Origin of the sequence: Endobacterium cereale (genome assembly GCF_009617585.1) — a bacterium.
GTDB classification, from domain to species: Bacteria; Pseudomonadota; Alphaproteobacteria; order Rhizobiales; family Rhizobiaceae; genus Neorhizobium; species Neorhizobium cereale.
Genome location: NZ_WIXI01000051.1, coordinates 91,160 through 115,683, shown reverse-complemented (window position 1 = coordinate 115,683; position 24,524 = coordinate 91,160). Strand labels below are relative to the sequence as shown.

Below are 24,524 nucleotides of genomic sequence, written 5' to 3'. Positions count from 1 at the left end.
GCAAATTCACGGCACGAAGACAAGATCGTCAGGAAGGTTGGGGGGGCGGTAGTTGCTTCCATCCATGCGGATTTTCACCGTTTGATGCACAGATGCATTTTTCGGTATGAGCCTGCGGTCCTGAAGCGGCAGATACAAACCGGTGTTGCCGGGCTTTCGCCAGGACGTGATGGGCACGCGACGAGGCATGTATTCAAGCAAGGTCCACGCTGCCGTCATGGAATCGTGCAGAGGCGCCAGGGGATCAAGCGGCACATGCCGGTTAGGGCGTTTTCCCGATGGCTTGCCGAGCACCAGATTGTCGATGGTCTTCTGTTTGTAGATCAGGCCGGTCGGCTGGGTTTCCCGTATCATCCATTCGAGCGGAATCTTGATCTGACCGCTTGCCTCTTCGGTATATCCGCCACCGACATCGCCATGCACGCCCGCAAACCAGACTTCGCTGAAATTCTGTTTGCCTTGCACTTTCTTGAAGGGACTGCCCCTATAATCCTGCCCGACGGCCCAGAGCTCCGACTGAAACATGGTGCGCCGTTCATCAATGGCGACCGCATGCCTGACCCATTCGACGCTGGGGTTTTGCCGCGTGAAAGGGTGAGTCTTCAATTGCGGCCAGTGTTTGCCGGGCTCGATGACGGAGGCGACTGTGTCGAACAGTCCGAGAAGCTTGATCGGCGGGCGGTCGTTGCGCAGCGTTCGTTCGTACAGGCGCATGGAGGCGAAGGCTGATGGCGCTTCTTCTTCTTCACTGGTCGGTGATACTTTTTCCTCGTGAAGAGGAATGCCTTTGTAGGTGCTATAGGCGTAATCGAGCAGGTTCAGATGATACCTGGTGCTGAGACCGAACGCATGGATGAAGCCGGCAAGAACACGGGCGGAATAGGCGCCTCGGCTGAAGCCAAAAATGTAGATACGGTCACGATCCGGGTGATGGCGATCCACCAGCGGCCCTGCATCATAGTTCTCAACGAGAAATCGATAGGCTTCCTTGACGTTCTGATCGAGCCCCCAACCGGTTGCCAAACCCCAAATCTCAACGGTGTTGCGATAGAGTTTTGACCAGGCATTGTCGGCGCCAAAGGTGCCGACACCGGGATCATAATACACGATCTGCTGTTGCGACCGCTCGAGGGTGCCGAACAGGCGCAGGATATTGGTGCGATTTTCCGAAATGCCGTTCGACGTGCCGTCAAACAGAATGACGATGTTTTTCGACATGGCAGCCTTCCCCCGACAGACGTCGGAAAATTACCATTGCTCATGGCCGCAGACAACGTTCATTGCCTGAAACGAAAAAGGCCCGCGTCGATAAACGCGGGCCTTTTCGAATTGGTTGTTTCAAGCGGATCAGAAGTAGCTCTGCAGCGGCCGAACTTCGAGGTTACCGGCCTTCAGCGCCTTGATCGCCATGGCAGCGGCTTCTGCGCCGGCCATGGTGGTGTAATAGGGCACCTTCTGCATCAGCGTGGCGCGGCGCAGCGACTTCGAGTCCGAGATCGCCTTGTTGCTGTCCGTCGTGTTGATGACCAGCTGGACCTGACGGTTGCGGATGGCGTCCTCGATATGCGGACGGCCTTCCAGAACCTTGTTGATCTTGGTTGCTTCGATGCCGTGTTCGGCGAGGAACCGCGCGGTGCCGCCGGTGGCGATGACCTTGAAGCCGATTTCCACCAGAATGCGGATGGCAGGCAGGACGCGTTCTTTGTCGCTGTTGCGGACAGAAACGAAGACTGCACCGTCACGCGGTAGTTCGACGCTGGCGCCGAGCTGGCTTTTGGCGAAGGCGAGAGCGAAATCGGTGTCGAGGCCGATGACTTCGCCAGTCGAGCGCATTTCCGGGCCAAGCAGCGTATCGACGCCCGGGAAGCGGGCGAACGGGAACACGGCTTCCTTGACGGCGATGTGCTTGAGGTTGCGCGGATCCGGCTTCGAGCCGTAGGCCGCGAAGGTTGCATCCAGCTTTTCGCCGGCCATGGCGCGCGCCGCGATCTTGGCGATCGGTGCACCGATGGTCTTGGCAACGAAGGGCACGGTACGCGAAGCGCGCGGGTTGACTTCGAGCACGTAGACGGTGCCGTCCTTGATGGCGAACTGTACGTTCATCAGGCCGACGACGTTGAGGGCCTTGGCCATCGACTTCGCCTGACGCTCCAGTTCGTCGATCATTTCGTTCGACAGGGTACGCGGGGGAAGCGAGCAGGCCGAGTCACCGGAGTGAATGCCGGCTTCCTCGATATGCTCCATGATACCGGCGACATAAACGTCGGTGCCGTCGCAGAGGCAATCGACATCGACTTCGATGGCGTTGGAGAGGTAGCTGTCGAACAGAAGCGGGTTCTTGCCGAGCAGGGTATTGATCTGGCCGGTCTTGTCGTTCGGGTAACGCTGCTTGATGTCTTCAGGAACGAGTTCCGGCACGGTGTCGAGCAGGTAGGTCTGCAGCTGGCCTTCCGAATGCAGGATCTGCATGGCGCGGCCGCCGAGAACGTAGGACGGGCGCACGACCAGCGGGAAGCCAATCTCGGATGCGACGAGGCGGGCCTGTTCGACCGAATAGGCGATGCCGTTGTTCGGCTGCGTCAGGTCGAGCTTCATCAGAAGCTTCTGGAAGCGGTCGCGGTCTTCGGCAAGGTCGATCATGTCGGGTGCGGTGCCGAGGATCGGGATACCGTTCTTTTCCAGCGCTTCTGCGAGTTTGAGCGGAGTCTGGCCGCCAAACTGCACGATGACGCCGACGACTTCACCCTTTTCCTGTTCCGCGCGCAGAATTTCAATGACGTCTTCAGCCGTCAGCGGTTCGAAATAGAGGCGGTCGGAGGTGTCGTAGTCGGTCGACACGGTTTCCGGGTTGCAGTTGATCATGATCGCTTCGTAGCCGGCATCCTTCAGCGCGAAGGCGGCGTGGCAGCAGCAATAGTCGAACTCGATACCCTGACCGATACGGTTTGGGCCGCCGCCGAGAATGACGACCTTTTTGCGGTCGGAGATTTCCGCTTCCGAGCGCAGTTCGCCGACGAAAGGCGTTTCATAGGTCGAGTACATGTAGGCGGTCGGCGAGGCGAATTCGGCAGCGCAGGTATCGATGCGCTTGAAGACCGGGCGGACGTTCAGCGTGTTGCGCAGCTCGGCCACTTCCTTAGGACGCTTCTTGGACAGGCTTGCAAGGCGGGCGTCGGAGAAGCCCATGGCCTTCAGCTTGCGCAGGTTTTCAGGGTCCGTCGGCAGGCCGTGCTCACGAACACGCTCTTCCATGTCGATGATCGCCTTGAACTGGGCGATGAACCAAGGATCGATCTTGCAGGCCTCGTGCACTTCTTCCTCGGTGAGGCCGAAGCGCAGCGCCTGTGCGACCTGACGCAGGCGGTCCGGTGTCGGCGTGCCGATAGCGGCGCGGATGGCATTCTTGTTGCCTTCACCTTCTTCCATGCCGGGGATCTCGATCTCGTCGAGACCGGTCAGGCCGGTTTCGAGACCACGAAGCGCCTTCTGCAGCGATTCGGCAAAGGTACGGCCGATGGCCATGACTTCACCGACCGACTTCATGGCCGTTGTCAGGACCGGCGAGGCGCCCGGGAACTTTTCGAAGGCAAAACGCGGGATTTTGGTGACGACATAGTCGATCGATGGTTCGAACGAGGCAGGCGTTGCGCCTCCCGTAATGTCGTTGTCGAGTTCGTCGAGCGTGTAACCGACGGCGAGCTTGGCCGCGACCTTGGCGATCGGGAAGCCGGTGGCCTTCGAGGCCAGAGCCGACGAGCGCGACACACGCGGGTTCATTTCGATGACGACGAGGCGACCATCAGCCGGATTGACGGCGAACTGCACGTTCGAGCCGCCGGTCTCGACGCCGATCTCGCGCAGGACCGCGATCGAGGCGTTGCGCATCATCTGGTATTCTTTGTCGGTCAGCGTCAGGGCCGGGGCAACGGTGATCGAATCGCCGGTGTGAACGCCCATCGGGTCGATGTTTTCGATCGAGCAGATGATGATGCAGTTGTCCGCCGTGTCGCGGACCACTTCCATCTCGTATTCCTTCCAGCCGAGCACCGATTCTTCGATCAGCACTTCGGTGGTCGGCGAGGCGTCGAGGCCACCACCGATGATTTCGAAGAATTCCGAGCGGTTATAGGCAATGCCGCCGCCGGTGCCGCCCATGGTAAAGGACGGGCGAATGATGGCAGGCAGGCCGACAACGTCGATCGCCTGGGCTGCAATCGCCATGGCGTGGCTGATGTAACGCTGCTTGCGGTCGGTCTCGCCGAGGTTCCAGGTGTTTTCCAGCGCGTCGAGCGCCTTGTCGAGGTCGGCGCCGGACAGCGTTTCCTTGAGCTTGTTGCGCTCTGCCTCGTGGGTCTTGCGATCGGCATCCTTGATGTCGGTGGCGTTGGCCAGCATCGATTTCGGGGTTTCAAGGCCGATGCGCGACATCGCTTCGCGGAACAGTGCGCGGTCTTCGGCCATGTCGATGGCAGCGGGCTTTGCGCCGATCATCTCGACATTGTAGCGGTCGAGCACGCCCATGCGCTTCAGCGACAGCGCCGTGTTGAGCGCCGTCTGGCCGCCCATGGTCGGCAGCAGCGCGTCCGGGCGTTCCTTGGCGATGATCTTTGCGACGACTTCCGGTGTGATCGGCTCGACATAGGTTGCGTCGGCCAGACCTGGATCAGTCATGATCGTCGCCGGGTTGGAGTTGACCAGAATGACCCGGTACCCTTCCTCGCGCAGCGCCTTGCATGCCTGGGTGCCGGAATAATCGAACTCGCATGCCTGACCGATAACGATCGGACCCGCGCCGATTATGAGGATCGATTTGATATCTTGGCGCTTGGGCATGGTCTCTATCCGTCGTTTCTGCGCGAAAAGCCGGCACGGGGCAGGGATGCTCCGGTCGGGTCGCGTGCGTAACATTATTTCTGGCTAGACGCGGCTTATAGGCAAAAGTGCGACCTATGAGAACCCCATAAATCGGCAAATCGACAGAAACATATCGCGGCGTCTGCAGCGGTGAGTTCGCTTCCTGATCGTGATTGCCTGTGCTGCTGGAAGGCTGTTGACGCAACGCACGTCTGAAGGCCGGGATGCCCGGATATTTTCATGTTGTTTTGCGCACCATTTAGCGAGTTTCGTATCGATGATCTTAAAATCTTTCATTTAAGTACGATCGGCATTGATGATGAGGGCAAGATGGCTGAAGATTTGAAGCTTGCGCGTTGGACGTTGATCGGACTTACTGCGATTTCATATATCGCCGTCTTCGGTTTGGCCGCCGTTGTGGGGATGAAGGTCGATTACCAGCAGATATACTATTTTGCAGGCTATTTCGTTGTTATGACCGTCGCCACGAGCGCGTATTTCTCGTTCAGGAAACTCAATAAACTGAGAGCTTTGGCGGAAACGCTCGGCTACGGGTTCCTGCTCACGGTGCCGGTATTGATTTCGACCTATCTGGCGATCTATGCCAAAAAACCGCTCGCGGACGACATGTTATCGTCCTGGGATCAATCGATCGGTTTTCAATGGCGCAGTTTCATAACTTTCGTCGATAGCCAGCCGGTTCTGGCTGAAATTCTCGGCCTGTCCTACCAGACATTCGCGTTCCAACTGCTGATAATCCCGGTTGTGCTGATCGTCGCGGGGCAGCCGCTGCGTTCCTATCGCATGCTGATCGGATATGGGCTTATCTGTTTCGCTGCCAGTTTTATATCCATCTGGTTTCCTGCGCTCGGAACCTACAAGATTTATGGCGTTGGCCCGACTGACGTTCAGAATATCGATGCGTATTTCGGTTATTTTTTCCTCGACCAGTTCAATGCCGTTCGGGATGATCCGCAGTTCGTTTTTGCTTTCATGGATACGGCCGGAATTCTGACCTTTCCGTCCGTTCATGCCGGCGTCGCGACATTGTGTGCCTGGAGCACATGGTCGTTGAAATCCATTCGCTATCCGATGCTGGTCCTGAACGTCTGCATGGCAATCGCCGCTGTCTCGCATGCCAGCCACTATCTGGTTGATGTGCTTGCCGGAGTGGTGGTCGCGCTGGTTTGTGTCTTTATCAGTTGCAAGTTGACGGTCGCGCGAACCAGCACATCCGTGCGTGAAATGCCCGACGCTGTGGCAGCCTAGCAAAACGCCCGGGCCGTACCGTTTCGGTCACTGCTGGCATGGACACTCGCAAACGACAAGATTACTGCTGCTGTTGCTTATGTAACGCAGCAGCAAGGGCCATCCGAGACGACGACCGCTTGCGCGGAGGAGAACTCAATGGCCGATGCGACTTCCAAGCCTGTGGCTGCCATTGCCGCAGAGGTAACTGTTCTGCCGATCATCTTTGCCGTCAGTTTCAGCCACATGCTGAACGATATCATGCAGTCGATGATCGCAGCCATCTATCCAATGTTGAAGGCCGATTATCAGTTGGATTTCTGGCAGATTGGTATTCTGACGCTGGCTTTCCAGTGCACGGCGTCGCTGCTGCAGCCGGTGGTCGGCATCGTGACGGACAAGAAGCCCTATCCCTATTCGCTACCGGTCGGCATGGCGTCGACCTTGATCGGTCTAGTGCTGCTGGCGTCGGCCCATGACTACAACATGCTGGTTCTGGCCGCGTCTCTGGTTGGCATCGGTTCGGCAATTTTCCATCCCGAATCGTCGCGTGTCGCGCGTCTCGCCTCCGGTGGTCGTTACGGTTTTGCGCAATCGGTGTTTCAGGTCGGCGGCAATCTCGGCACGGCCATAGGGCCGCTGCTCGCTGCCTTCATCATCGTGCCGCGCGGGCAGGGCAGCGTTGCCTGGTTCTGTATTGCCGCCATCATCGGCATTATCGTGCTGGCGCGCGTGGCATCGTGGTACAAGGCGCACATGGCGGCAAATGCCGGCAAGAAGAGAGCTGTGCTTGCCCATTCGCTGCCGCGCAACACCGTCATCCTTGCGCTTGTCATCCTGGCGTTGCTGACATTCTCCAAGAATATCTACATGGCCAGCATCGGCAGCTATTACACCTTCTTCGTGATCGAGCGTTTTGGCGTGACGGTGCAGCAGTCGCAGCTGATGCTGTTTGTTTTCCTGGGCGCCACGGCGCTGGGCACCGTCGTCGGCGGTCCGATCGGCGACAAGTTCGGGTCCAAGGTGGTGATCTGGTTTTCGATCCTTGGCGTGCTGCCGTTCACGCTCGCCATGCCGTTTGCCAACCTGCCTGTGACGATCGTTCTATCCGCGATCGTCGGTTTCATCATGGCTTCTTCATTTCCGGCCATCATCGTCATGGCGCAGGAACTGGTGCCGGGGCGTGTCGGCATGATTGCCGGCGTCTTTTTCGGTTTCGCTTTCGGAATGGGCGGTATTGCAGCTGCCGTTCTGGGGCTTCTGGCCGATGCTCATGGCATCACTTTCGTTTATGCGCTCTGCGCCTTTCTGCCGGCGCTCGGTCTGCTGACCGTCTTCTTGCCAAGTAAGGCATCGCTGCGGGTTGCCTGAGGCGGTTATCGACATGGTTTTAAAACGACAGAAGCCCGCTCATGAGCGGGCTTCTGCTTTTATTGGCGAATAGATCAGGCGGCCCGTCGATGTGCAGGCTGGTGCGAGCGGCTGGCTGTTTCGTCGGCAAAATTGAATTTTGCGATCATCTGCGACAGATCCTGTGCTTCCTTGACGAGGCCATGGCTGGATGCCGTCGTTTCCTCGACCATGGCGGCATTCTGCTGGGTCATCTGGTCCATCTGGTTGATGGCCGTATTGATCTGCTGCAGGCCTGTCGACTGTTCCTGCGTCGAATAGGCGATATCGCTGACGACGGTGTTGATCTCGTTGATCTGGTTGGAAATGGTGCGCAGCACTTCGCCGGTCTGATCGACAAGGGCGACACCCTCCGTGACCTGACGTGACGAGGTGTCGATCAGCGTCTTGATTTCCTTTGCAGCATTGGCGGAGCGCTGTGCCAGTTCGCGGACTTCCTGGGCGACAACGGCAAAACCACGACCGGCCTCGCCAGCACGGGCGGCCTCGACGCCGGCGTTCAGCGCCAGAAGGTTGGTCTGGAAGGCGATTTCATCGATGACGCCGATGATCTTGCCGACCTGCTGTGAGGATTGTTCGATCTGGGACATGGCGGTGACCGTGCTGGCGACGACCGAGGCCGAGGTTTCCGCGACCTTGCGGGCTGACAGAGTGAGCGATGCCGCCTGTTTGGAGCCGGAGGCCGTTTTGCTCACGGTCGAGGTAATCTGGTCAATGGCGGAAGCCGTCTCTTCAAGTGCTGCTGCCTGTCGCTCGGTGCGTGTCGCCAGATCGTCGGATGCATGGCTGATTTCCGAGGCCGTGCCGTGCATGCTCTGCGTTGCGTGCGCGACGGAGGACACCATGCTTTGAACCGTGCGGACGGCCCGATTGTAGTCCTCTTTCAGGAGACGGGTCTTTTCCGACAGGTCGGCATTGATGCGGTAGGTCAGGTCGCCGCTGGCCAGTGCGGACAGGCCCTTCAGCAGGCTGTCGATTGCAATCTTGTCCTCGGCCGCCTCGCGGGCTGTTTTCTGTTCCAGCAGGATCTGCTCGTGGACATCTGTCAAGGATCCGCAGGCGCGAATGGTTTTGCCATCGGCCTGGTGGCGGCAGCCTCCGGTGGCGCGGAACCAGCGATACGAACCGTCACGCATCTTGAGGCGGTAGTTGACGCGGTAACGGGCGCGGCCGGTCCTGTCGGTCAGGTGACCGGCGAATGCGGCGAAGGTCGGCTGGACATCATCGGGATGCAGCTTGTCGGACCAGGACTGCACGACGTTCGGGAAATCGGTGGCATTTTCATAACCGATCATGCGGCGAAATTCGGCTGACCATGTCCAGCGGCTCTGTGGATGCATGGCATCGCCATCGACCAATACTGCTTCCCACAGGCCGATGCCGCAGGCCTCATCCAGCAATTCGGAGCGTTCGCTTACCGCGGCCAGGCGTTCTTCGATCTGTTTGGTATTCGCGCTTTGTTTGCCACCGAAAAACGACATCGGAATATTCCCTTTTGAAATGCTAAGGCGTGGTGCGGAATAGATATCTGTTCATGGTTATTACTTCGTGAATCGGTCAATGTTTTAAAATATGACTATGTGTATTTATTTCGTCTATTCATGGTTGTTGCTTGTGTTTCTAATGTATAGGCTGAGATGTGGGTGTCCTTCGTTGTCGATTTGATCGTTAGGTGTGTTTCGTTCTGTGAGGTTGTTTATGGTTGTGCGCGACGCTTTCTGAAACAGCATCTCTGATGCCGTGGATTTCCTCATCGCCTGATCTATATTGCTCGTCTGAAACTGTTGCGTTGGAGAGCATGTCATGCAGTGGAGAGGTCGGCGCCAGTCGGATAATGTCGAGGATCGACGCGGTGGTGGATCCACGGGTGGCGGAGGTTTCCGTATCCCGATCGGTGGCGGTGGGCGCGGAGGAGGCGGCATCGGCATCGGTGGCCTCGTGCTCATTCTGGGGATTTGCTGGCTGACCGGGATCAACCCGCTGACGCTGCTTTCAGGCGGCGACATTACGGGTGATGGCGGTGGCGGATATGAGCAGAATGCTCAGCGTCGCACGGCCGCGAATGACGAGATGAGCCAGTTCGTGCGCACCGTTTTGGCGGATACCGAAGATACGTGGACGACCATTTTTCAGCAGGCCGGGGACCGCTACCAGCCACCGACACTGGTAATGTTCAGCGGCGGCACCAATTCCGCTTGCGGAACTGCCTCCTCGGCGACCGGGCCATTCTATTGTCCGACTGACCGCAAGGTTTATCTGGATACGGATTTCTTCCGCGAACTCGACCAACGCTTTGGCGCTTCCGGCGATTTTGCCGAGGCCTATGTCGTGGCGCATGAAGTCGGCCACCATGTCCAGAACCTTCTCGGCGTGCTGCCGAAATTCAATCAGGCGCGTCAGCGCATGAGCGAGGTCGAGGCGAACCGCATGTCGGTCCGTGTCGAGTTGCAGGCCGATTGTTTTGCCGGTGTCTGGGGCAAATATACCGAACAGCAGGGTATCCTCGAGCGCGGCGATCTGGAGGAGGCATTGAATGCGGCTCAGCAGATCGGCGACGATACGCTGCAGAAGCGCAGTCAGGGTTATGTCGTGCCGGACAGTTTTAATCACGGCACGTCTGCACAGCGGATGAAGTGGTTCAGGCGCGGTTTCGACAGCGGCAACATCAAGAGTTGCGATACGTTTTCCGGTGAAGTCTGAGCTTTACGGAAGCAGCAGTGCCGTACCGTAAAGCCCGATTGCAAACACGGTGTGGGCGGCAAAATTCATCAGCCGCACTTTTCGCGGATTGGCCGTCTTCGAGGCGGCCCATCCAAGCCCCATGCCGGGCTGCATCAGAAACCAGCCGGCGCCGATGGTGACGATGCCGAGGATCCATGCCGGGATGAAGGTCGGGCCTGCAAACCATTGCGGGCCGACCAGCACTGCCAGAATGATGCCGTAGAGAATACCGACGACATAATGGCCGGTCCAGCCGAGTGCGTTTTCATGCGCGTAAGGGGCGGCCGTGCCGATGCTGTCGTGAAAAACCTTGCCGCGTCCGACATGGTAGAACCAGCGGCCGCCGGGCGCCCAATTGGGTTTTGGTTCGCCGAACAGGATGTGCAGGGCAAACGCCCAGATATCCATCAGTGCTGTCGCTCCAAAACCGATTATTGCGCCCTTTAGAAGAAGTTCCGGCATAGTCATCCCCCGTACCTGTTGGCCTTTTGTGAAATGAAAAAAGGTCGTTTGTCGAGGTGGGGTGTGCCGTTGTCGGTTCACTGATCAACGCGATTGAAGCCATTGGCCAAAAATTCTGCTGGGTCGCTGCTCAGGGTTGCCGTGTTGCGTCTGCTGGTCTATGGCGAGTGTATCGCCGCTCTCCAGACTTGGAAGCGGCGTTTTCCTTTAGGAGGTCAAAATGTCTGTCGCAGCGGTGCGCCCTGAAACGACGCCCGAAAAAGGCATCGACAATTCGTGGTTCACGCATATGCGTGCCACACTTGTGCTTGGCGTTCCGCTGGTCGGTGCACAGCTGGCGCAGGTCGCGATCCATACGACAGACGTTATCCTCGTCGGCTGGCTCGGCACGACGGAGCTTGCCTCCGTGGTCATCGCCACGCAGCTTTATTTCATCACCTTCATTTTCGGCAGCGGCTTTACCAGTGCCATCGTGCCCATGGTGGCGCAGGCGATTGGCCATGGCGACACCACCGGGGTGCGCCGTTCGGTGCGTATGGGCCTTTGGGTGGTGCTGGCCTATTGCGTGCTTGTTTCGCCGCTTCTCTGGTTTTCCGAGCCGCTGTTGTTGAAGCTGGGGCAGGAGGCGGATGTTGCTGCGACTGCCCAGAGCTACCTGCGCACCGCGATGTGGGGCATTTTTCCGGCGCTCGGCTTTTTTGCGCTGCGTGCCTTCGTGACCGGCCTTGAGAAGGGCGGCATGGTTCTGTTCGTCACACTCGGCATGTTCTTCATCAATCTGATCGCGGCCTATCTCCTGATCTTCGGTCATTTTGGTGCGCCGCAGCTTGGCCTGCATGGTGCAGCGATTGCCGCCGTCTGTGCCAACCTGACCGGTTTCATCATCATCGTCGCCTATATCCAGTTTCTGCCCGATACCCGCGCCTACGAGATTTTCGTGCGGTTCTGGCGGCCTGACTGGGGCATGATCCGCGAAGTGTTCGTGCTTGGTCTGCCGATCAGTTTCACGATTCTTGCCGAAACCAGCCTGTTTGGTGCAGCCGCCCTGTTGATGGGCATGATCGGCAAGCTGGAACTGGCCGCCCACGGCATCGCGCTGCAGCTGGCGTCGATTGCCTTCATGATCCCACTCGGCCTTGCTCAGGTGGCCACCGTGCGTGTGGGATTGGCGCATGGCCGCCGTGACATGCAGGGCGTGCGACGCGCCGGTGTGGCCGCGCTGGTGATCGGCGTGGTGTTCACGACCATCGGCAGCATCCTTTTCATCGGCTTGCCACGTTTCTTTGGCGGCCTGTTCCTCGATACGGCCAAAGCCGATGCCGAAACCGTGCTCGGCCTTGCCGCGCCGCTGATCATGCTGGCCGGTGTCTTCCAGCTCGTCGATGGCCTGCAGGCTGTTGGCGCCGGCATTCTGCGCGGTCTGAAAGACACGACGATCCCGATGATCCTGGCGCTGATCGCCTATTGGCCGATCGGTTTTGTCTGCGCCTGGGTATTTGCCTTCCCGCTCGGCCTGCGCGGCGAGGGGGTCTGGATCGGGTTCGTGCTGGGCCTTGCGGCCGCCGCCGTATTCCTGTGCGGCCGCTTCTGGCTGCTGGTGCGCAACAAGACGTCGATCTGATTGGTTGCCAGCGCCGGGCGTCAATTCTGCCCGGCGTGGCGATAGAAACCGATATCGGCCTCGATGCCGAGCCGACGTGACAGGCCCTGCCGATCGATGCCGGCTGTCTGATCGGCCTGCGCGATCGCTGCAATGGTCGGCTGCAGCACATGCTCTCCTTCAAACCGGATGATCGCCAGCACGCTGAAAAGATCGGTTGCGACCTGCTGCTCGAGGATCATCTCGTCGATCACCCCGGATTGTTTGCGGATGATGCCGTGCGTGCTTTCCAACAGTGCCATGAACTCGTCGCGTCCATCGGACGGAACTGCGAACCTGTTGACCCGGATGATCTGCTTTTGATTGTCGTGCATGAAAAATGCCTCTGCTCGTGTGAACAGAGGCATTAGTGCAACCTCAACAATGGTTGAGGTCAAGTCTGTTTTTTCTCGAGCCCGATCAGCGCTCGGCGAGAGCAGGTTCGCCCTTGTTTTCGCGCACCATGTTGATGAAGCGGCGGAAGAGGTAGTGGCTGTCCTGCGGGCCAGGCGAGGCTTCCGGGTGATGCTGCACGGAGAAGACCGGCTTGCCGGCGAGGCGCAGGCCGCAGTTCGAACCGTCGAACAGCGAGATGTGGGTTTCCTCGACGCCTTCAGGCAGCGATGTGGACGAGACGGCAAAACCGTGGTTCATCGAAACGATCTCAACCTTGCCGGTGGTGTGATCCTTGACCGGGTGGTTGCCGCCGTGATGGCCCTGATGCATCTTTTCGGTGGTGGCGCCGAGCGCGAGGCCCAGCATCTGGTGACCGAGGCAGATGCCAAAAGTCGGCAGGCCGGATTTGACGATGTCCTGAATGACCGGAACGGCGTATTCGCCGGTGGCGGCCGGGTCGCCCGGGCCGTTGGACAGGAAAACGCCATCCGGCTTGAGGCCGAGAATGGTTTCGCTGGACGTGTTGGCCGGAACCACCGTCACCTTGCAGTCGAGACCGGCGAACAGGCGCAGGATGTTGCGCTTCACACCGTAATCGACGCAGACGACGTGATATTTCGCGTTGGCCGGATCGAGTTCGTCAAAACCCTCGTTCCAGACCCATGGTGTCTGTGCCCACTGCGACGACTGGCCGGACGTGGCTTCCTTGGCAAGGTCGAGGCCGACAAGGCCGCCCCAGGCCTTGGCTTCGGCCTTCAGCGCCTCGATGTCGAAGACGCCGTTCGGGTCGTGCGCGATGACGGCATTCGGTGCGCCGTTCTCGCGGATCCAGGCGGTGAGTGCGCGGGTGTCGATGCCCGACAGGCCGATGACGCCGCGTGCCTTCAGCCATGCATCGAGATGCTTGGCGGCGCGATAGTTGGACGGCTCGGTGATGTCTGCCTTGAAGATGGTGCCGACGGCGCCGCGACGTGCTGCCGGTGTCAGGTCTTCGATATCTTCGTCATTGGTACCGATATTGCCGATATGCGGGAAGGTGAAGGTGACGATCTGGCCGAGATAGGACGGGTCGGTCAGGATTTCCTGGTAACCGGTCAGCGCCGTGTTGAAGCAGACTTCCGCCGTCACCTTGCCGGTGGCGCCGATACCGGTGCCTTCGATGACGGTGCCGTCAGCGAGCACGAGAAGGGCGGTGGGTTTGCTGGTCGTCCATGGGGCTGTCGCGGTCATTCGGTTCGTCTCCGCCCGTGTCCGCCAGAGGGTTCTAGCAGAGTGCAGGGCCATCAAAGTGGTCGCAAGGAGAAGGGCACGCGAATGCTCGCGCGAAAACCTTCGTTCAATTGGGTGCTAGGTGCGGGAAAATATCGGAGGCGGGGGGCGTGGTCAACTGACTGGACGGCCCGATCCGGTATTTATTCCGCTGCCATCTCATTGAACGGGCGGTTTGCCTCGTCTATGTACGCGTTACATTATTATATTGGGCCGAAAACGGCTTTTAAGGAGTGAGATCATGATCCGCGAAACGCTTTCCACCGCCATGAAGGAAGCGATGAAGGCCAAGGACACGCGCCGCCTTTCGACCGTGCGCCTGATCCAGGCCGCCATCAAGGATCGCGATATCGCCAATCGCGGTACCGGCAAGGACGAGACCAGCGAAGACGAAATCCTGCAGATCCTGCAGAAACTGGTCAAGCAGCGTGAAGAATCGGCCAAGATCTACGACGAAGCCGGCCGCGGCGAACTGGCCACGCAGGAACGCGAGGAAATCGCCGTCATCAAGACCTTCATGCCGGAACAGCTTTCTGACGATAAGGTTTCGGACATCATCGCCGGCATCATCGCCGAGATTGGCGCTTCCGGCATCAAGGACATGGGCAAGGTGATGGCGGCGCTGCGCGAGCGTTATGCCGGCCAGATGGACTTTGGCAAGGCATCGGGCACCATCAAGGCGCAGCTCGGCTAAGCAGCATGTCAGCCGGAGCGGGGAACCGCTCCGGAAACAGGGCAGAGTCATCCCTTGGCGATATTGGATTTTCAAAAAACTCCCGCCGTTTTGCGGGTCATGTGGTCGGGGCGCTGAAAGCTGCCTCGTAATTTAGTGAGTAATTGACACCTCTCAGTGCCCCGTTCGACGGTTTTTTTGCCCGCGACTTCGGTCCCTCTGCAAAAGCCATCCCGGTGATTTGCCACCGACCGGCGATCATGTGTGCCGCACAGGCACGCCCGGCGCGCTCTTTCGGGCTTCAGAAACGGTTCGGTTTTTGACCACCTTGCCGTTTCCCCCGTGTCGCCGGAGGGGAACCAGTTTCCGCGAACCCCGATGCTGGAGACTTACGTCTTTTCTCCAACATCAGCGCCGGCTCCAACTCGCCGGGACGCCTCCCGGTGTATCCACGATGGAACGAGAAAAGTTTCGCACGGCCTGAAAAGGCGTGGATGAAATTGAAGGCAAGGCATTGATTTTATTGGCACGGATGGGGTCGGCTCGGGTAGAAAATGCTCTGTTTGCGACATTGTTTGCCGTTTTGTGAATGAAGCAGGACGCGCATGCATGTCGTCTACGACACAAAGAAAAAGGCCGGGATCCGATCACGGACCCCGGCCTTTTTGCTCTTCATCCGTCCCGCCGGCCAACTGCGGACTTGCCGCCGGCGAGGTAGGCGGCAACGCCACCCTGATAGCGACGCATCCACCCGAAGAGCGAAGGAAGCTTGCACCCGGTTGCGTGGTGCATCGTCAACATTTTTGCGGAGCCGCTGACGCTTCCTGACCTGCGTAAAGATTGCTTTGGCCGAGAGCGTTTTTCAAATTACAAAAATATAATTTTGGGAGGGGCGAAGTTGCCGTAAATTTGCCCAAACCACGATCAACGGCAGACGCTGATGGTTCGTATCGCCGGTGCTATCCTTCCGATGAATACAGCCTTTCGAGAGATCCGGTGACGAGCAATTCTCCGATGACCGATCCCACACCAATTGCTGCCACCACGCCGATCATAAAGCCGACGTAAAGAATGACGGCTGGAAGCGGCCGTCTAGATTGCAAGCAGTAGACAAGCAGACCGAGCGGCGCGAACAGAACCGTCAATATGCGCGCGCTGCGCTTGTACGGTACGTCGCGCATTTTTGCGTCCTCGATCTCCCATAGAGCGAAGAATGTTATGATGAGGATCATCTGGGTTATGTCGTTGAGGATCAGCAAGCGTTCGTTGTAGGCAAATATATAGGCATCGATGATCGCACCGATCATGAGCGAGACCATGAGGGCGACGTAAAGCAGGGTGCGCTTGTTCATATGTGAAATTCCAAGGTGGGCCGGGACGTTTGAAAGACGGTGGTCAGACATAGGCCCTGTGAATTGCGGGTATCACCCGGCATTTGAATGGCGCCAGAGCAATATCGCGCTTATATGGAAACAGGCTCCGAGGTGACAATGCGCTTTTCCGATACCTTTCTTGATGAAATCCGTGACCGTGTGCCGATCTCTTCGGTGATCGGACGACGCGTCACGTGGGATCGCAAGAAGACCAATGTGTCGCGCGGCGATTATTGGGCCTGCTGCCCGTTCCATGGTGAAAAGAGCCCGAGTTTTCACTGCGAAGACCGCAAGGGCCGTTATCACTGTTTCGGCTGTGGCGTGTCCGGTGACCATTTCCGTTTCATGACCGAGCTGGAAGGCCTGAACTTTCCCGAGGCCGTGCAGCAGATCGCCGACATGGCCGGCATTTCCATGCCCGCACCGGATCCGCAGGCGCAAAAGCGTGACCAGCAACGCACCACGCTTCAGGACGTCATGGAAATGGCGACCCTGTTCTTTCAGGAGCAGCTGCACGCCCCGATCGGCGCCAAGGCCCGCGCCTATCTGCGCGATCGTGGCCTGACGGCAAAAACCATCGAGACCTTTCGTCTGGGTTTTGCTGCCGACAGCCGCAATGCGCTGAAGGAGCATCTCGCCAATAAGGGCGTGCCGAAGGATCAGATCGAGGCCTGCGGTCTGGTGCGCCATGGCGAGGGTATTTCTGTTTCCTACGACTATTTCCGCGATCGCATCATGTTTCCGATCCTGTCGGTTCGGGAAAAGGTGATCGCCTTCGGTGGCCGCGCCATGGCGCCGGATGCACCGGCCAAATACATGAACTCGCCCGAGACCGAACTCTTTCACAAGGGCAGCGTGCTTTATAATCATGCCCGCGCCCGCCAGTCGGCGCAGATGGCCGGGCGTCAGGCCGGACGCTCCGAGCCGGGCGACGTGATTGCCGTCGAAGGCTATATGGACGTCATCGCGCTGCATCAGGCCGGTGTCGAAAATGCCGTGGCGCCGCTCGGTACGGCGCTCACCGAAAACCAGCTTGAGCTGATGTGGCGGATGACGCCGCAGCCTATCCTCTGCTTCGATGGTGACGGCGCCGGTATCCGTGCCGCAAACCGTGCCGCCGATCTGGCTCTGCCACATATCAAGCCTGGCCGCTCCGTGCGGTTTGCCATGTTGCCGGATGGCAAAGACCCGGACGATCTGGTCAAGCAGGACGGGCGCGCGCCGTTCGACCGCGTTCTGGCCGATGCAAAGCCGCTCGCCACGATGATCTGGCAACGCGAATCAGTTGGTGCCACGTTCGATACGCCCGAGCGGCGAGCCGAGCTTGAGGCGCGATTGAAGCAGATCGTCTCAGTCATCGCTGACGAAAATGTCCGCCGTTATTACCAGCAGCATATGCGCGAGCAGTTGAACGGGCTGTTCCGTGGCTCCGAGCGTCGCGGCGGTTTCGAGCCGGGCAGGGGCGGTGGCGGCGGTCGTCAGAATTTTCGCGGTGGCCAGCAACAGGGGCGTGGCGAGTTTCGCGGCAGCGTGGCCGTCTCCGACCGGCTGGCGAAGTCCGGCCTCGTGCGCGGCCATCTGGAGCTTCCGGCGCTTCGCGAGGTCGTGCTGGCGCTGACAGTTGTCAATCATCCGCTGCTGCTGCTCGATCAGTATGACGATGTTTCCACGGTCGAGTTCGAAAACCGCGATCTGCAGCGGTTCTGGGCCTGTGTGCTGGCCATCATCACCAAGGCCGGCACGCGAGCGACACCTGCACTCGTGCGTGAGCAGCTGGAAGAGAATGGTTTTGCCGATCTCCTGAAGTCGATGACCGTGCAGGTGCGCAACGCGCGCCTGTGGACCGCGACGGAAGAGGCGGACATGCAGGACGCCCTGCAGGCTTATATGCAGACGCTGGCGCTCTATCTGCGCAACAAGGAGTTGCGCTGGCAGAAGATCGAGCTGGAGCGGGAGATTGCCGAAACGCCGGGTGATGAACCGGAGCGCGGCGATGCGCTGCTGCGTGCATTGTCGGAAGTTCACAACGAAATTCTGCGTCTTGAGAACCAGGAAGCGATCATCGATGGTTTCGGCGTGATGTCGGGACGTATAAAGGGGGCGGCTGTCGGACACGGCTGAATAAAAGCGCCGGTTGTTTTGTACGTTTGTGAGGCTTGTCTTTGATGATAGCCTGCCTACATATCAGCCGGACGTAGTGATAGGGCTCTTTAACCCGCGTACCCAGCACTCTCAACTTTTTCTGTTTAAAGCCCGAATTCAGTGGGTATTTTCCGGGAAGAGCTTGACGGGAAGGAATTTTGTGGGAATCACCGTTTCAGGCAGAATTAGGTGGATGGATCGGACAGGCCAAGGAACCATGAGCGGGGCTCCGATGGTCAATCGATCCTTTATGGCGAACGCCGACGGCGTGGTTAAGCACGAATTAAAGGTCAGTCGGTTAGGTGAGTGATTGCGATTCGCGGCGGCGGGTGGCAAATCACCCGTAACAGGCATACCCCGATAACCGCGACGGAATGGCGTCCAGGGAAAGCGACGAATTAAATGGCAACTAAAGTCAAAGAAAACGAAGAAGCAGAAACCGAACGCGAAGGCGCTACGGATGGTCCGCTTCTCGATCTTTCCGATGACGCGGTCAAGAAAATGATCAAGGCCGCCAAGAAGCGCGGCTATGTGACCATGGACGAGCTGAACTCGGTGCTTCCTTCCGAAGAAGTGACGTCCGAGCAGATCGAAGACGTCATGTCGATGCTCTCCGACATGGGCATCAACGTTGTCGAGGACGAAGAGGCCGAAGAGAAGGCCGAAGCCGACGACGACAGTGACGACGATTCCGAAAGCGAAGGCGGCGAACTTGCGCCGTCCGCCGGCACGGCCGTCGCGACCGCGAAGAAGAAAGAGCCGACCGACCGGACGGATGACCCGGTGCGCATGTATCTGCGCGAAATGGGTTCGGTAGAGCTTCTGTCGCGCGAAGGCGAAATCGCCATCGCGAAGCGCATCGAAGCCGGCCGCGAGACGATGATTTCCGGTCTCTGTGAGAGCCCGTTGACGTTCCAGGCGCTGATCATCTGGCGCGACGAACTCAACGAAGGCACGACGCTTCTGCGCGAGATCATCGACCTCGAAACGACCTATTCGGGTCCGGAAGCCAAGGCTGCGCCGCAGTTCCAGAGCCCGGAAAAGATCGAGGCCGACCGCAAGGCTGCCGAAGAGAAGGAAAAGACGCGTCGGGCGCGCAATCCTGCCAATGACGACGACATCACTGCCGTCGGCGGTGATATGCCGCTCGAGGAAGAGGAAGAGGACGACGACGAGTCGAGCCTGTCTCTGGCGGCCATGGAAGCGGAACTGCGTCCGCAGGTCATGGAAACGCTCGACATCATTGCCGACGTTTACAAGAAGCTGCGCAAGCTGCAGGATCAGCAGGTCGAGGCACGCCTTTCCTGCACCGGCACGCTTTCTTCCGGCCAGGAGCGTCGTTACAAGGAACTCAAGGATCAGCTGATCACGGCCGTCAAGTCGCTGTCGCTGAACCAGAACCGCGTCGACAGCCTCGTCGAGCAGCTTTACGACATTTCCAAGCGTCTGATGCAGAACGAAGGCAAACTGCTGCGTCTGGCCGAATCCTACGGCGTCAAGCGTGATAGCTTCCTCGAGCAGTATCAGGGTGCCGAGCTCGATCCGCACTGGATGCAATCGATCGGAAACCTTGCCGCCCGCGGCTGGAAGGAATTCGCCAAGGCCGAAAACAGCACGATCCGCGACATCCGTCAGGAGATCCAGAATCTCGCAACGGAAACCGGTATTTCGATCTCGGAATTCCGCCGTATCGTGTCGATGGTGCAGAAGGGCGAACGCGAAGCGCGTATCGCCAAGAAAGAAATGGTCGAAGCGAACCTTCGTCTCGTCATTTCCATCGCCAAGAAGTACACGAACCGCGGTCTGCAGTTCCTCGACCTCATTCAGGAAGGCAATATCGGCCTGATGAAGGCTGTCGACAAGTTCGAATACCGCCGCGGTTACAAGTTCTCGACCTATGCGACTTGGTGGATCCGTCAGGCGATCACCCGTTCGATCGCCGACCAGGCCCGCACGATCCGTATTCCGGTGCACATGATCGAAACGATCAACAAGATCGTTCGCACATCGCGCCAGATGCTGCACGAGATCGGCCGCGAGCCGACCCCGGAAGAGCTGGCTGAAAAACTGGCCATGCCGCTTGAAAAGGTCCGCAAGGTCCTGAAGATCGCCAAGGAGCCGATCTCGCTCGAAACCCCGGTGGGTGACGAAGAAGATTCGCATCTCGGTGACTTCATCGAGGACAAGAACGCGCTTCTGCCGATCGATGCCGCCATTCAGGCGAACCTGCGCGAAACGACGACGCGTGTTCTGGCTTCGCTGACGCCGCGTGAAGAACGCGTTCTGCGCATGCGTTTCGGCATCGGCATGAACACCGACCACACGCTCGAAGAAGTCGGCCAGCAGTTCTCGGTGACCCGCGAGCGCATCCGTCAGATCGAAGCGAAGGCGCTGCGCAAGCTGAAGCACCCGAGCCGCTCGCGCAAGCTGCGCTCGTTCCTCGACAGCTGATCGGCTGGCAGGACAAAGAGATCAAGGGACCCGGTCCACCGCAAGGTTGGCCGGGTTTTTCTTTGACTGTTTGGTTGGTGCGGTCAGAGAAGCGTGCAGCGGGCGCCAAGGGTTTGGGCGGCGGTGGCGAAGCGTTTGTCGAGGGTGACGATCCCCGCATCCAGCTCCATTGCGACAGCCAGATGGAGGGCGTCGCCGGAGCGGAGGCCGAGTTCAATGTGATCTGCGAGATGGGCTGCCGTCTTAAAATCGCGGGAGAAGACTGGCGCCACTTCAAGTGAGTTATTGGCCATCTGAAGGAAGCCGCCCAAAGCGAGCTTTCTCAATGAGGGCGAAATTTTTTCGACACGAGCTTTCACAGACAGGGCAGAGGAAAATTCTGTGTAAGTCCATTCGCTGATGAAAAGGCGTTCGTCTCGGTGATGGGCCATCCATCTCGACACGATGTCGACTGTCGGTTCACCAACGAGAAGGGCAATCAATGCTGATGTATCGACGTAATACATCAGTATCTTTCGCCGTCGCGTACCTTCCGCATGAACTCGCCGGCACTTTCAGTCTGTACCGGCATCTGATCGCGAATGGCCTTTAATCGCTCCAGATCGACGGGTTCTTTCCTTCGTGCCGGCTCTGGCTTGCGCTCCGGCGCTCTTAATGTCGCCACCGGCTCGCCATCCCGCACGATCTCGACAGTCTCGCCGCGTGCGACGCGGTCGATCAGTTCGTCGAGCTTTTCCTGTGCTTCTGCCACTGAAACGGCTGCCATCGGAACCTCCAGGCCTTAAGGTATGGATCATACGCTCAAGGGCGATGTCCTGCAATCAATGCGAAACGCTGCTCGAAAACACGTTGACCACCACCACACCCGCAATGATCAGACCAAGGCCCAGGATGGCGGCCAGATCCAGCGTTTGTTTGAACAGGAATACGCCGACCGCCGACACCAGAACGATGCCGAGCCCGCTCCAGATGCCGTAGGCAATGCCAACCGGGATGGTTCTGAGCACGATCGACAGAAGATAGAAGGCGGCGCCGTAACACAGCGCCATGCCGAGCGTCGGCAGGAGCCGGGTAAACTGCTGGCTCTGCTGCAGAAGCGTCGTGCCGATAACTTCGAGCGCGATGGCGATGGCAAGCGAGCCGTAGGTGAGGAGTGCAGGGTTCATGGCTTTACCGTGGATGTCATTGTCTTGATCTGATCGTGCAACCGGTCGAGTTCGCCGGCAGGAAGTCCGGATATTTCCGTCAGGTTGGCGAGCCAGATGCCGTCGGCGGCATAGCGTGCGATCGCCAGATGCGGAGTGCTGTCTGTTGCCGTGTGACGCTCCAGTCGTTCGTGCATCCATTGCGACCAGCGCGCGCGCAGTTTTGCGTCGGTCATGCAGGACACCGATAGCGCCGCCCATGGGCTGGCGTCGCCGTCTCTGGCAACTTCGAAAAACGCGGCGACATAGGCGCGGGTAAAGCTGCCTTGCGCAACGCTATCGGCATCCATCAGGCGGTCGATCTCGTCATCGAGCGTTGTGAGCAGGTCCTCGAAGACCGCTTCGATCAGCGCCTGCTTGCTGGGGAAGTGGTGCAGAAGGCCGCCCTTGGTGACATGCGCCGCATCGGCCACCGACTGTAGCGTGATGGCGCCGAGACCGTCTTCCGCGGCATGGCGTGCCGCCTGATCGAGAAGGGAGCGGCGTACCGCGTCCGGTTGTTTTTCGCGTCTGTGAGCTTTGGACATGAATAAACATACCGTATGGTCGGTTTGTTTGCAAGTGGCTGAAAACTGCTTGTTCAGTTGCTTTTGATCGGCAGGGGACTCGCTCAGGCCCGGTTTCCATCCTACATCGGCGGAATGACGGATGATGATGCGAAACGGAAAGGCATGTGGACCTGGGGTATTCCTGCCTCATTCCTGATTCACGCCATCATAGCGTTCATTATTCTTATCGGTATTCCGTTCGATCTTCCCAAACCGGAGGCCGAGGAGACCGTCAGCGTGGAGATTGTGCCGCCGCCGGAGCAGGCGAAATCCGAGCAGGCCAATCCTGAAAAAGCAGCAGGGCAGGAGGAACAGAAAGAAGCGTTGCCTCCGCCTGTCGAAAAATCTCCGCAACAGGCAGAACAACAGCCGCCACCTCCGCCGACCGAAAAACAGCAGGAACAGGCTCAACAGCCGCCACCGGCTGAAGCGCCCGCTGAGCCGGAACGATCGTCGCCAGCGACGCCACTTGAAGATTTTAGACCCGTCTTTCAAATCGGAGAAAAAGACGCCGGCCCGAAGCGTGCGGAGAATGGCGAATCCGACAGGGATGAGGCTGCGACGAAGCGGGCAGAGACCGACAGCGAAAATTCTGCGCACGGGTCTGGGAAACAACCGGGTTCCGCGTCGCGGGATGCCGCAGCGCAAGAAAAACCACAAAGCGACGATGGAAATGGGCCTTCCGGTGCATCTGTGCCGGAGATTGCCGTGCCGGAGGTTGGGCTGGGTGCACCCGTAGCGGATGCCGCCGGGACGCCTATGCCGGCCGCGGGTAATCCGGCCGTCAATACCGAGATTGCGGCGGCGACTGCAACGGCAGAAAAAAAGGCTGACGAACAGGCAATTCAGCCAGCCGACGGTGCGCGGGCCGCCAAGCCAGCCGGCCTGACACAGGCCAAACGTCTTTACTCAAGCCACGCTGCCGATAATCCGTTCGTCATAGAGGCGATGAAGCAGATGTCTCGTGGTGATCGAGCCGGCGCGCTTTGCAATACCGAACTGGGCGAACAGTTGGTGCGTGGATCGCCCGCCTATCATCCTGCGCGGCTTCCCAAGCCGACACTCGAAAGCGGCAATGTCATCGATGTGCAGACGGCTTTCAGCGCCGATGGGCGCTGGTATGATGTCAGTCTTCGCTGCGAGGTCGACAAGGGGGCAATGAAGGTGGTTTCGTTTGCGTACAAGGTCGGCAAAGCCATTCCGAAAAGCGAATGGCGAAAGCGCGGTTTTCCTAGCTACTGACCGATGGCCGTTGCAATGTTGCGAGTGGTGTCGTGGTCGCCGGTCTGTTCGACATCCTGCAGCTTCACGAATTCGACGCCACGTTTCTTCAGTGTCAGAAGGGCGCGCGCCACGCCTTCGCCGGCCGTATGCGTCGGCTGGTTGATATGGGCAATCACCACGTCGCCATCTCTTGCTGCGGCAATTTTTCTTTCCGCGACTGCTGCGCCAAGCATCGAGCCTCCGTCGCCATTCAGCGAATAACCGGCAATCTTGTATCCCATGGTGCGGATCTGGCGGATGGCGGAGGCGTCGTATTTGGCGGTGGAGCCGCGGAACCAGTGCGGCGGCGCAATACCTGCTTCCCGCATGGCATCGGCACCGCCGGCCACCTCTTGCCGCACGGCATCGGTGGAGCCTGCCGCCGCTATGCCATAAATTGACGCCGGAACGTCGACGGCCGGGATATGGTTCTGTCCGTGATTTTCGACCTCGAAAAGATCCGCATTCTGTCTAAGGATTGTCACGGCCTGGGGGTTGGAGCGCAACCAGCGTGCCGTGACGAATATGGTGGCTGGAATGCGCTCGGACACCAGGACCGAAAGGATACGATCATCCGTCTTTCCCATGCAGGCATCGAAGGTGAGGGCAACCCGCGGGCGCCCGGCGGCGTTGGACCGGGCGACACGCAATTGTGGTTCCACCAGTGTCGCAGCCTTTGCTCTGGCAGCGCCTGCATGTGCTGCTATTGCCGGTTTTGCCGGGGCAAGGCCTGACGACCGTGCCGGATCCGGTAGAGAAGGCGCGTCATTGGCAATGGCACCTGTTGCCATCAGCAGGGAAGCGGAAAGGATGAGATGGGCGTGTGGCATCGCAATTGAACCCGTCGAGAGGAGTTATGTCGCCTTACGG

20 protein-coding genes are annotated in these 24,524 nt (G+C 58.9%); 8 read left to right on the top strand and 12 right to left on the bottom strand.

From position 1 onward, the window contains the following. Positions 1–6: 6 nt before the first annotated feature. Both GAO09_RS26760 and carB read right to left on the bottom strand, forming a co-directional pair. Positions 7–1,218: a T6SS phospholipase effector Tle1-like catalytic domain-containing protein gene (locus tag GAO09_RS26760; protein WP_153359592.1), complete on the bottom strand. Its 1,212-nt coding sequence runs from the start codon at positions 1,216–1,218 to the stop codon at positions 7–9. Positions 1,219–1,347: 129 nt separating this feature from the next. Beyond that, positions 1,348–4,833: a carbamoyl-phosphate synthase large subunit gene (gene carB / locus GAO09_RS26755; protein ID WP_153359590.1), complete on the bottom strand. Its 3,486-nt coding sequence runs from the start codon at positions 4,831–4,833 to the stop codon at positions 1,348–1,350. A gap of 351 nt (positions 4,834–5,184) precedes the next feature. Between carB and GAO09_RS26750 the strand changes: the two genes are divergently transcribed. Continuing rightward, positions 5,185–6,123, top strand: a complete 939-nt coding sequence (locus GAO09_RS26750; protein ID WP_209018864.1) for a phosphatase PAP2 family protein — start codon at positions 5,185–5,187, stop codon at positions 6,121–6,123. 138 nt (positions 6,124–6,261) lie between these two features. Beyond that, positions 6,262–7,473, top strand: a complete 1,212-nt coding sequence (locus tag GAO09_RS26745; RefSeq protein WP_153359586.1) for an MFS transporter — start codon at positions 6,262–6,264, stop codon at positions 7,471–7,473. 74 nt (positions 7,474–7,547) lie between these two features. Here GAO09_RS26745 and GAO09_RS26740 read toward each other — a convergent pair whose 3' ends face one another. Next, positions 7,548–8,993: a methyl-accepting chemotaxis protein gene (locus GAO09_RS26740; protein ID WP_153359584.1), complete on the bottom strand. Its 1,446-nt coding sequence runs from the start codon at positions 8,991–8,993 to the stop codon at positions 7,548–7,550. Positions 8,994–9,315: 322 nt separating this feature from the next. Between GAO09_RS26740 and ypfJ the strand changes: the two genes are divergently transcribed. Next, entirely contained in the window at positions 9,316–10,212 is an 897-nt protein-coding gene (gene ypfJ, locus GAO09_RS26735) for a KPN_02809 family neutral zinc metallopeptidase (protein WP_153359582.1), read from the top strand. Between the two features lie 3 nt (positions 10,213–10,215). On the opposite strand, the gene GAO09_RS26730 is transcribed toward ypfJ, so the two are convergent. After that, entirely contained in the window at positions 10,216–10,695 is a 480-nt protein-coding gene (locus GAO09_RS26730; RefSeq protein ID WP_153359580.1) for a DUF2938 domain-containing protein, read from the bottom strand. A gap of 220 nt (positions 10,696–10,915) precedes the next feature. On the opposite strand from GAO09_RS26730, the gene GAO09_RS26725 reads away from it, so the two are divergent. Then, entirely contained in the window at positions 10,916–12,316 is a 1,401-nt protein-coding gene (locus tag GAO09_RS26725; RefSeq protein ID WP_153359578.1) for an MATE family efflux transporter, read from the top strand. Between the two features lie 20 nt (positions 12,317–12,336). On the opposite strand, the gene GAO09_RS26720 is transcribed toward GAO09_RS26725, so the two are convergent. Beyond that, on the bottom strand, positions 12,337–12,669 hold the full coding sequence (locus GAO09_RS26720; protein ID WP_153359576.1) for a hypothetical protein: 333 nt from the start codon (positions 12,667–12,669) through the stop codon (positions 12,337–12,339). Positions 12,670–12,754: 85 nt separating this feature from the next. Beyond that, a complete protein-coding gene (gene carA, locus GAO09_RS26715) occupies positions 12,755–13,960 on the bottom strand; it encodes a glutamine-hydrolyzing carbamoyl-phosphate synthase small subunit (protein WP_153359575.1) in 1,206 nt (401 codons plus the stop codon). A gap of 280 nt (positions 13,961–14,240) precedes the next feature. On the opposite strand from carA, the gene GAO09_RS26710 reads away from it, so the two are divergent. Then, positions 14,241–14,693 carry a GatB/YqeY domain-containing protein gene (locus tag GAO09_RS26710; RefSeq protein ID WP_153359573.1) on the top strand — a complete coding sequence of 151 codons (453 nt, stop codon included), beginning with the start codon at positions 14,241–14,243 and terminating at the stop codon, positions 14,691–14,693. Between the two features lie 938 nt (positions 14,694–15,631). Here the strand turns inward: GAO09_RS26710 and GAO09_RS26705 are convergent. Then, the gene (locus GAO09_RS26705; RefSeq protein ID WP_153359571.1) at positions 15,632–16,024 is read right to left on the bottom strand and encodes a hypothetical protein; all 393 of its coding nucleotides are present in this window, start codon (positions 16,022–16,024) and stop codon (positions 15,632–15,634) included. Positions 16,025–16,162: 138 nt separating this feature from the next. Here GAO09_RS26705 and dnaG point away from each other — a divergent pair, with 138 nt between their 5' ends. Then, positions 16,163–18,166: a DNA primase gene (dnaG, locus tag GAO09_RS26700; RefSeq protein WP_153359569.1), complete on the top strand. Its 2,004-nt coding sequence runs from the start codon at positions 16,163–16,165 to the stop codon at positions 18,164–18,166. Positions 18,167–18,589: 423 nt separating this feature from the next. Further along, a complete protein-coding gene (gene rpoD, locus GAO09_RS26695; RefSeq protein ID WP_153359567.1) occupies positions 18,590–20,638 on the top strand; it encodes an RNA polymerase sigma factor RpoD in 2,049 nt (682 codons plus the stop codon). Positions 20,639–20,721: 83 nt separating this feature from the next. Here rpoD and GAO09_RS26690 read toward each other — a convergent pair whose 3' ends face one another. Genes GAO09_RS26690 through GAO09_RS26675 form a run of 4 tightly spaced genes read right to left on the bottom strand, consistent with a single transcriptional unit; the run spans position 20,722 to position 22,370 of the window. Then, positions 20,722–21,144 carry a type II toxin-antitoxin system VapC family toxin gene (locus GAO09_RS26690; RefSeq protein ID WP_153359565.1) on the bottom strand — a complete coding sequence of 141 codons (423 nt, stop codon included), beginning with the start codon at positions 21,142–21,144 and terminating at the stop codon, positions 20,722–20,724. Further along, positions 21,144–21,404, bottom strand: coding sequence for a type II toxin-antitoxin system Phd/YefM family antitoxin (locus GAO09_RS26685; RefSeq protein WP_153359563.1), 261 nt, complete (start codon positions 21,402–21,404; stop codon positions 21,144–21,146). The genes GAO09_RS26690 and GAO09_RS26685 overlap by 1 nt, the downstream gene beginning before the upstream one ends. Positions 21,405–21,459: 55 nt before the next feature. Beyond that, on the bottom strand, positions 21,460–21,804 hold the full coding sequence (locus tag GAO09_RS26680) for a DMT family transporter (protein WP_153359562.1): 345 nt from the start codon (positions 21,802–21,804) through the stop codon (positions 21,460–21,462). Then, positions 21,801–22,370: a TetR/AcrR family transcriptional regulator gene (locus GAO09_RS26675; RefSeq protein ID WP_153359560.1), complete on the bottom strand. Its 570-nt coding sequence runs from the start codon at positions 22,368–22,370 to the stop codon at positions 21,801–21,803. The genes GAO09_RS26680 and GAO09_RS26675 overlap by 4 nt, the downstream gene beginning before the upstream one ends. A gap of 144 nt (positions 22,371–22,514) precedes the next feature. Between GAO09_RS26675 and GAO09_RS26670 the strand changes: the two genes are divergently transcribed. Beyond that, positions 22,515–23,633 (top strand): DUF930 domain-containing protein, encoded by a 1,119-nt coding sequence (locus tag GAO09_RS26670; RefSeq protein ID WP_209018863.1) that lies wholly within the window; start codon positions 22,515–22,517, stop codon positions 23,631–23,633. On the opposite strand, the gene GAO09_RS26665 is transcribed toward GAO09_RS26670, so the two are convergent. Beyond that, positions 23,627–24,484 (bottom strand): polysaccharide deacetylase family protein, encoded by an 858-nt coding sequence (locus GAO09_RS26665; RefSeq protein ID WP_153359557.1) that lies wholly within the window; start codon positions 24,482–24,484, stop codon positions 23,627–23,629. The two genes, GAO09_RS26670 and GAO09_RS26665, sit on opposite strands and share 7 nt — an antisense overlap. Positions 24,485–24,524 lie beyond the last annotated feature (40 nt).

What these genes read in the sequence shown, in the direction of transcription:
- GAO09_RS26760 (WP_153359592.1), bottom strand. Translation starts at nt 1,218, where the DNA reads ATGTCGAAAAACATCGTCATTCTGTTTGACGGCACGTCGAACGGCATT.
- carB (WP_153359590.1), bottom strand. Translation starts at nt 4,833, where the DNA reads ATGCCCAAGCGCCAAGATATCAAATCGATCCTCATAATCGGCGCGGGT.
- GAO09_RS26750 (WP_209018864.1), top strand. Translation starts at nt 5,185, where the DNA reads ATGGCTGAAGATTTGAAGCTTGCGCGTTGGACGTTGATCGGACTTACT.
- GAO09_RS26745 (WP_153359586.1), top strand. Translation starts at nt 6,262, where the DNA reads ATGGCCGATGCGACTTCCAAGCCTGTGGCTGCCATTGCCGCAGAGGTA.
- GAO09_RS26740 (WP_153359584.1), bottom strand. Translation starts at nt 8,993, where the DNA reads ATGTCGTTTTTCGGTGGCAAACAAAGCGCGAATACCAAACAGATCGAA.
- ypfJ (WP_153359582.1), top strand. Translation starts at nt 9,316, where the DNA reads ATGCAGTGGAGAGGTCGGCGCCAGTCGGATAATGTCGAGGATCGACGC.
- GAO09_RS26730 (WP_153359580.1), bottom strand. Translation starts at nt 10,695, where the DNA reads ATGCCGGAACTTCTTCTAAAGGGCGCAATAATCGGTTTTGGAGCGACA.
- GAO09_RS26725 (WP_153359578.1), top strand. Translation starts at nt 10,916, where the DNA reads ATGTCTGTCGCAGCGGTGCGCCCTGAAACGACGCCCGAAAAAGGCATC.
- GAO09_RS26720 (WP_153359576.1), bottom strand. Translation starts at nt 12,669, where the DNA reads ATGCACGACAATCAAAAGCAGATCATCCGGGTCAACAGGTTCGCAGTT.
- carA (WP_153359575.1), bottom strand. Translation starts at nt 13,960, where the DNA reads ATGACCGCGACAGCCCCATGGACGACCAGCAAACCCACCGCCCTTCTC.
- GAO09_RS26710 (WP_153359573.1), top strand. Translation starts at nt 14,241, where the DNA reads ATGATCCGCGAAACGCTTTCCACCGCCATGAAGGAAGCGATGAAGGCC.
- GAO09_RS26705 (WP_153359571.1), bottom strand. Translation starts at nt 16,024, where the DNA reads ATGAACAAGCGCACCCTGCTTTACGTCGCCCTCATGGTCTCGCTCATG.
- dnaG (WP_153359569.1), top strand. Translation starts at nt 16,163, where the DNA reads ATGCGCTTTTCCGATACCTTTCTTGATGAAATCCGTGACCGTGTGCCG.
- rpoD (WP_153359567.1), top strand. Translation starts at nt 18,590, where the DNA reads ATGGCAACTAAAGTCAAAGAAAACGAAGAAGCAGAAACCGAACGCGAA.
- GAO09_RS26690 (WP_153359565.1), bottom strand. Translation starts at nt 21,144, where the DNA reads ATGTATTACGTCGATACATCAGCATTGATTGCCCTTCTCGTTGGTGAA.
- GAO09_RS26685 (WP_153359563.1), bottom strand. Translation starts at nt 21,404, where the DNA reads ATGGCAGCCGTTTCAGTGGCAGAAGCACAGGAAAAGCTCGACGAACTG.
- GAO09_RS26680 (WP_153359562.1), bottom strand. Translation starts at nt 21,804, where the DNA reads ATGAACCCTGCACTCCTCACCTACGGCTCGCTTGCCATCGCCATCGCG.
- GAO09_RS26675 (WP_153359560.1), bottom strand. Translation starts at nt 22,370, where the DNA reads ATGTCCAAAGCTCACAGACGCGAAAAACAACCGGACGCGGTACGCCGC.
- GAO09_RS26670 (WP_209018863.1), top strand. Translation starts at nt 22,515, where the DNA reads ATGTGGACCTGGGGTATTCCTGCCTCATTCCTGATTCACGCCATCATA.
- GAO09_RS26665 (WP_153359557.1), bottom strand. Translation starts at nt 24,484, where the DNA reads ATGCCACACGCCCATCTCATCCTTTCCGCTTCCCTGCTGATGGCAACA.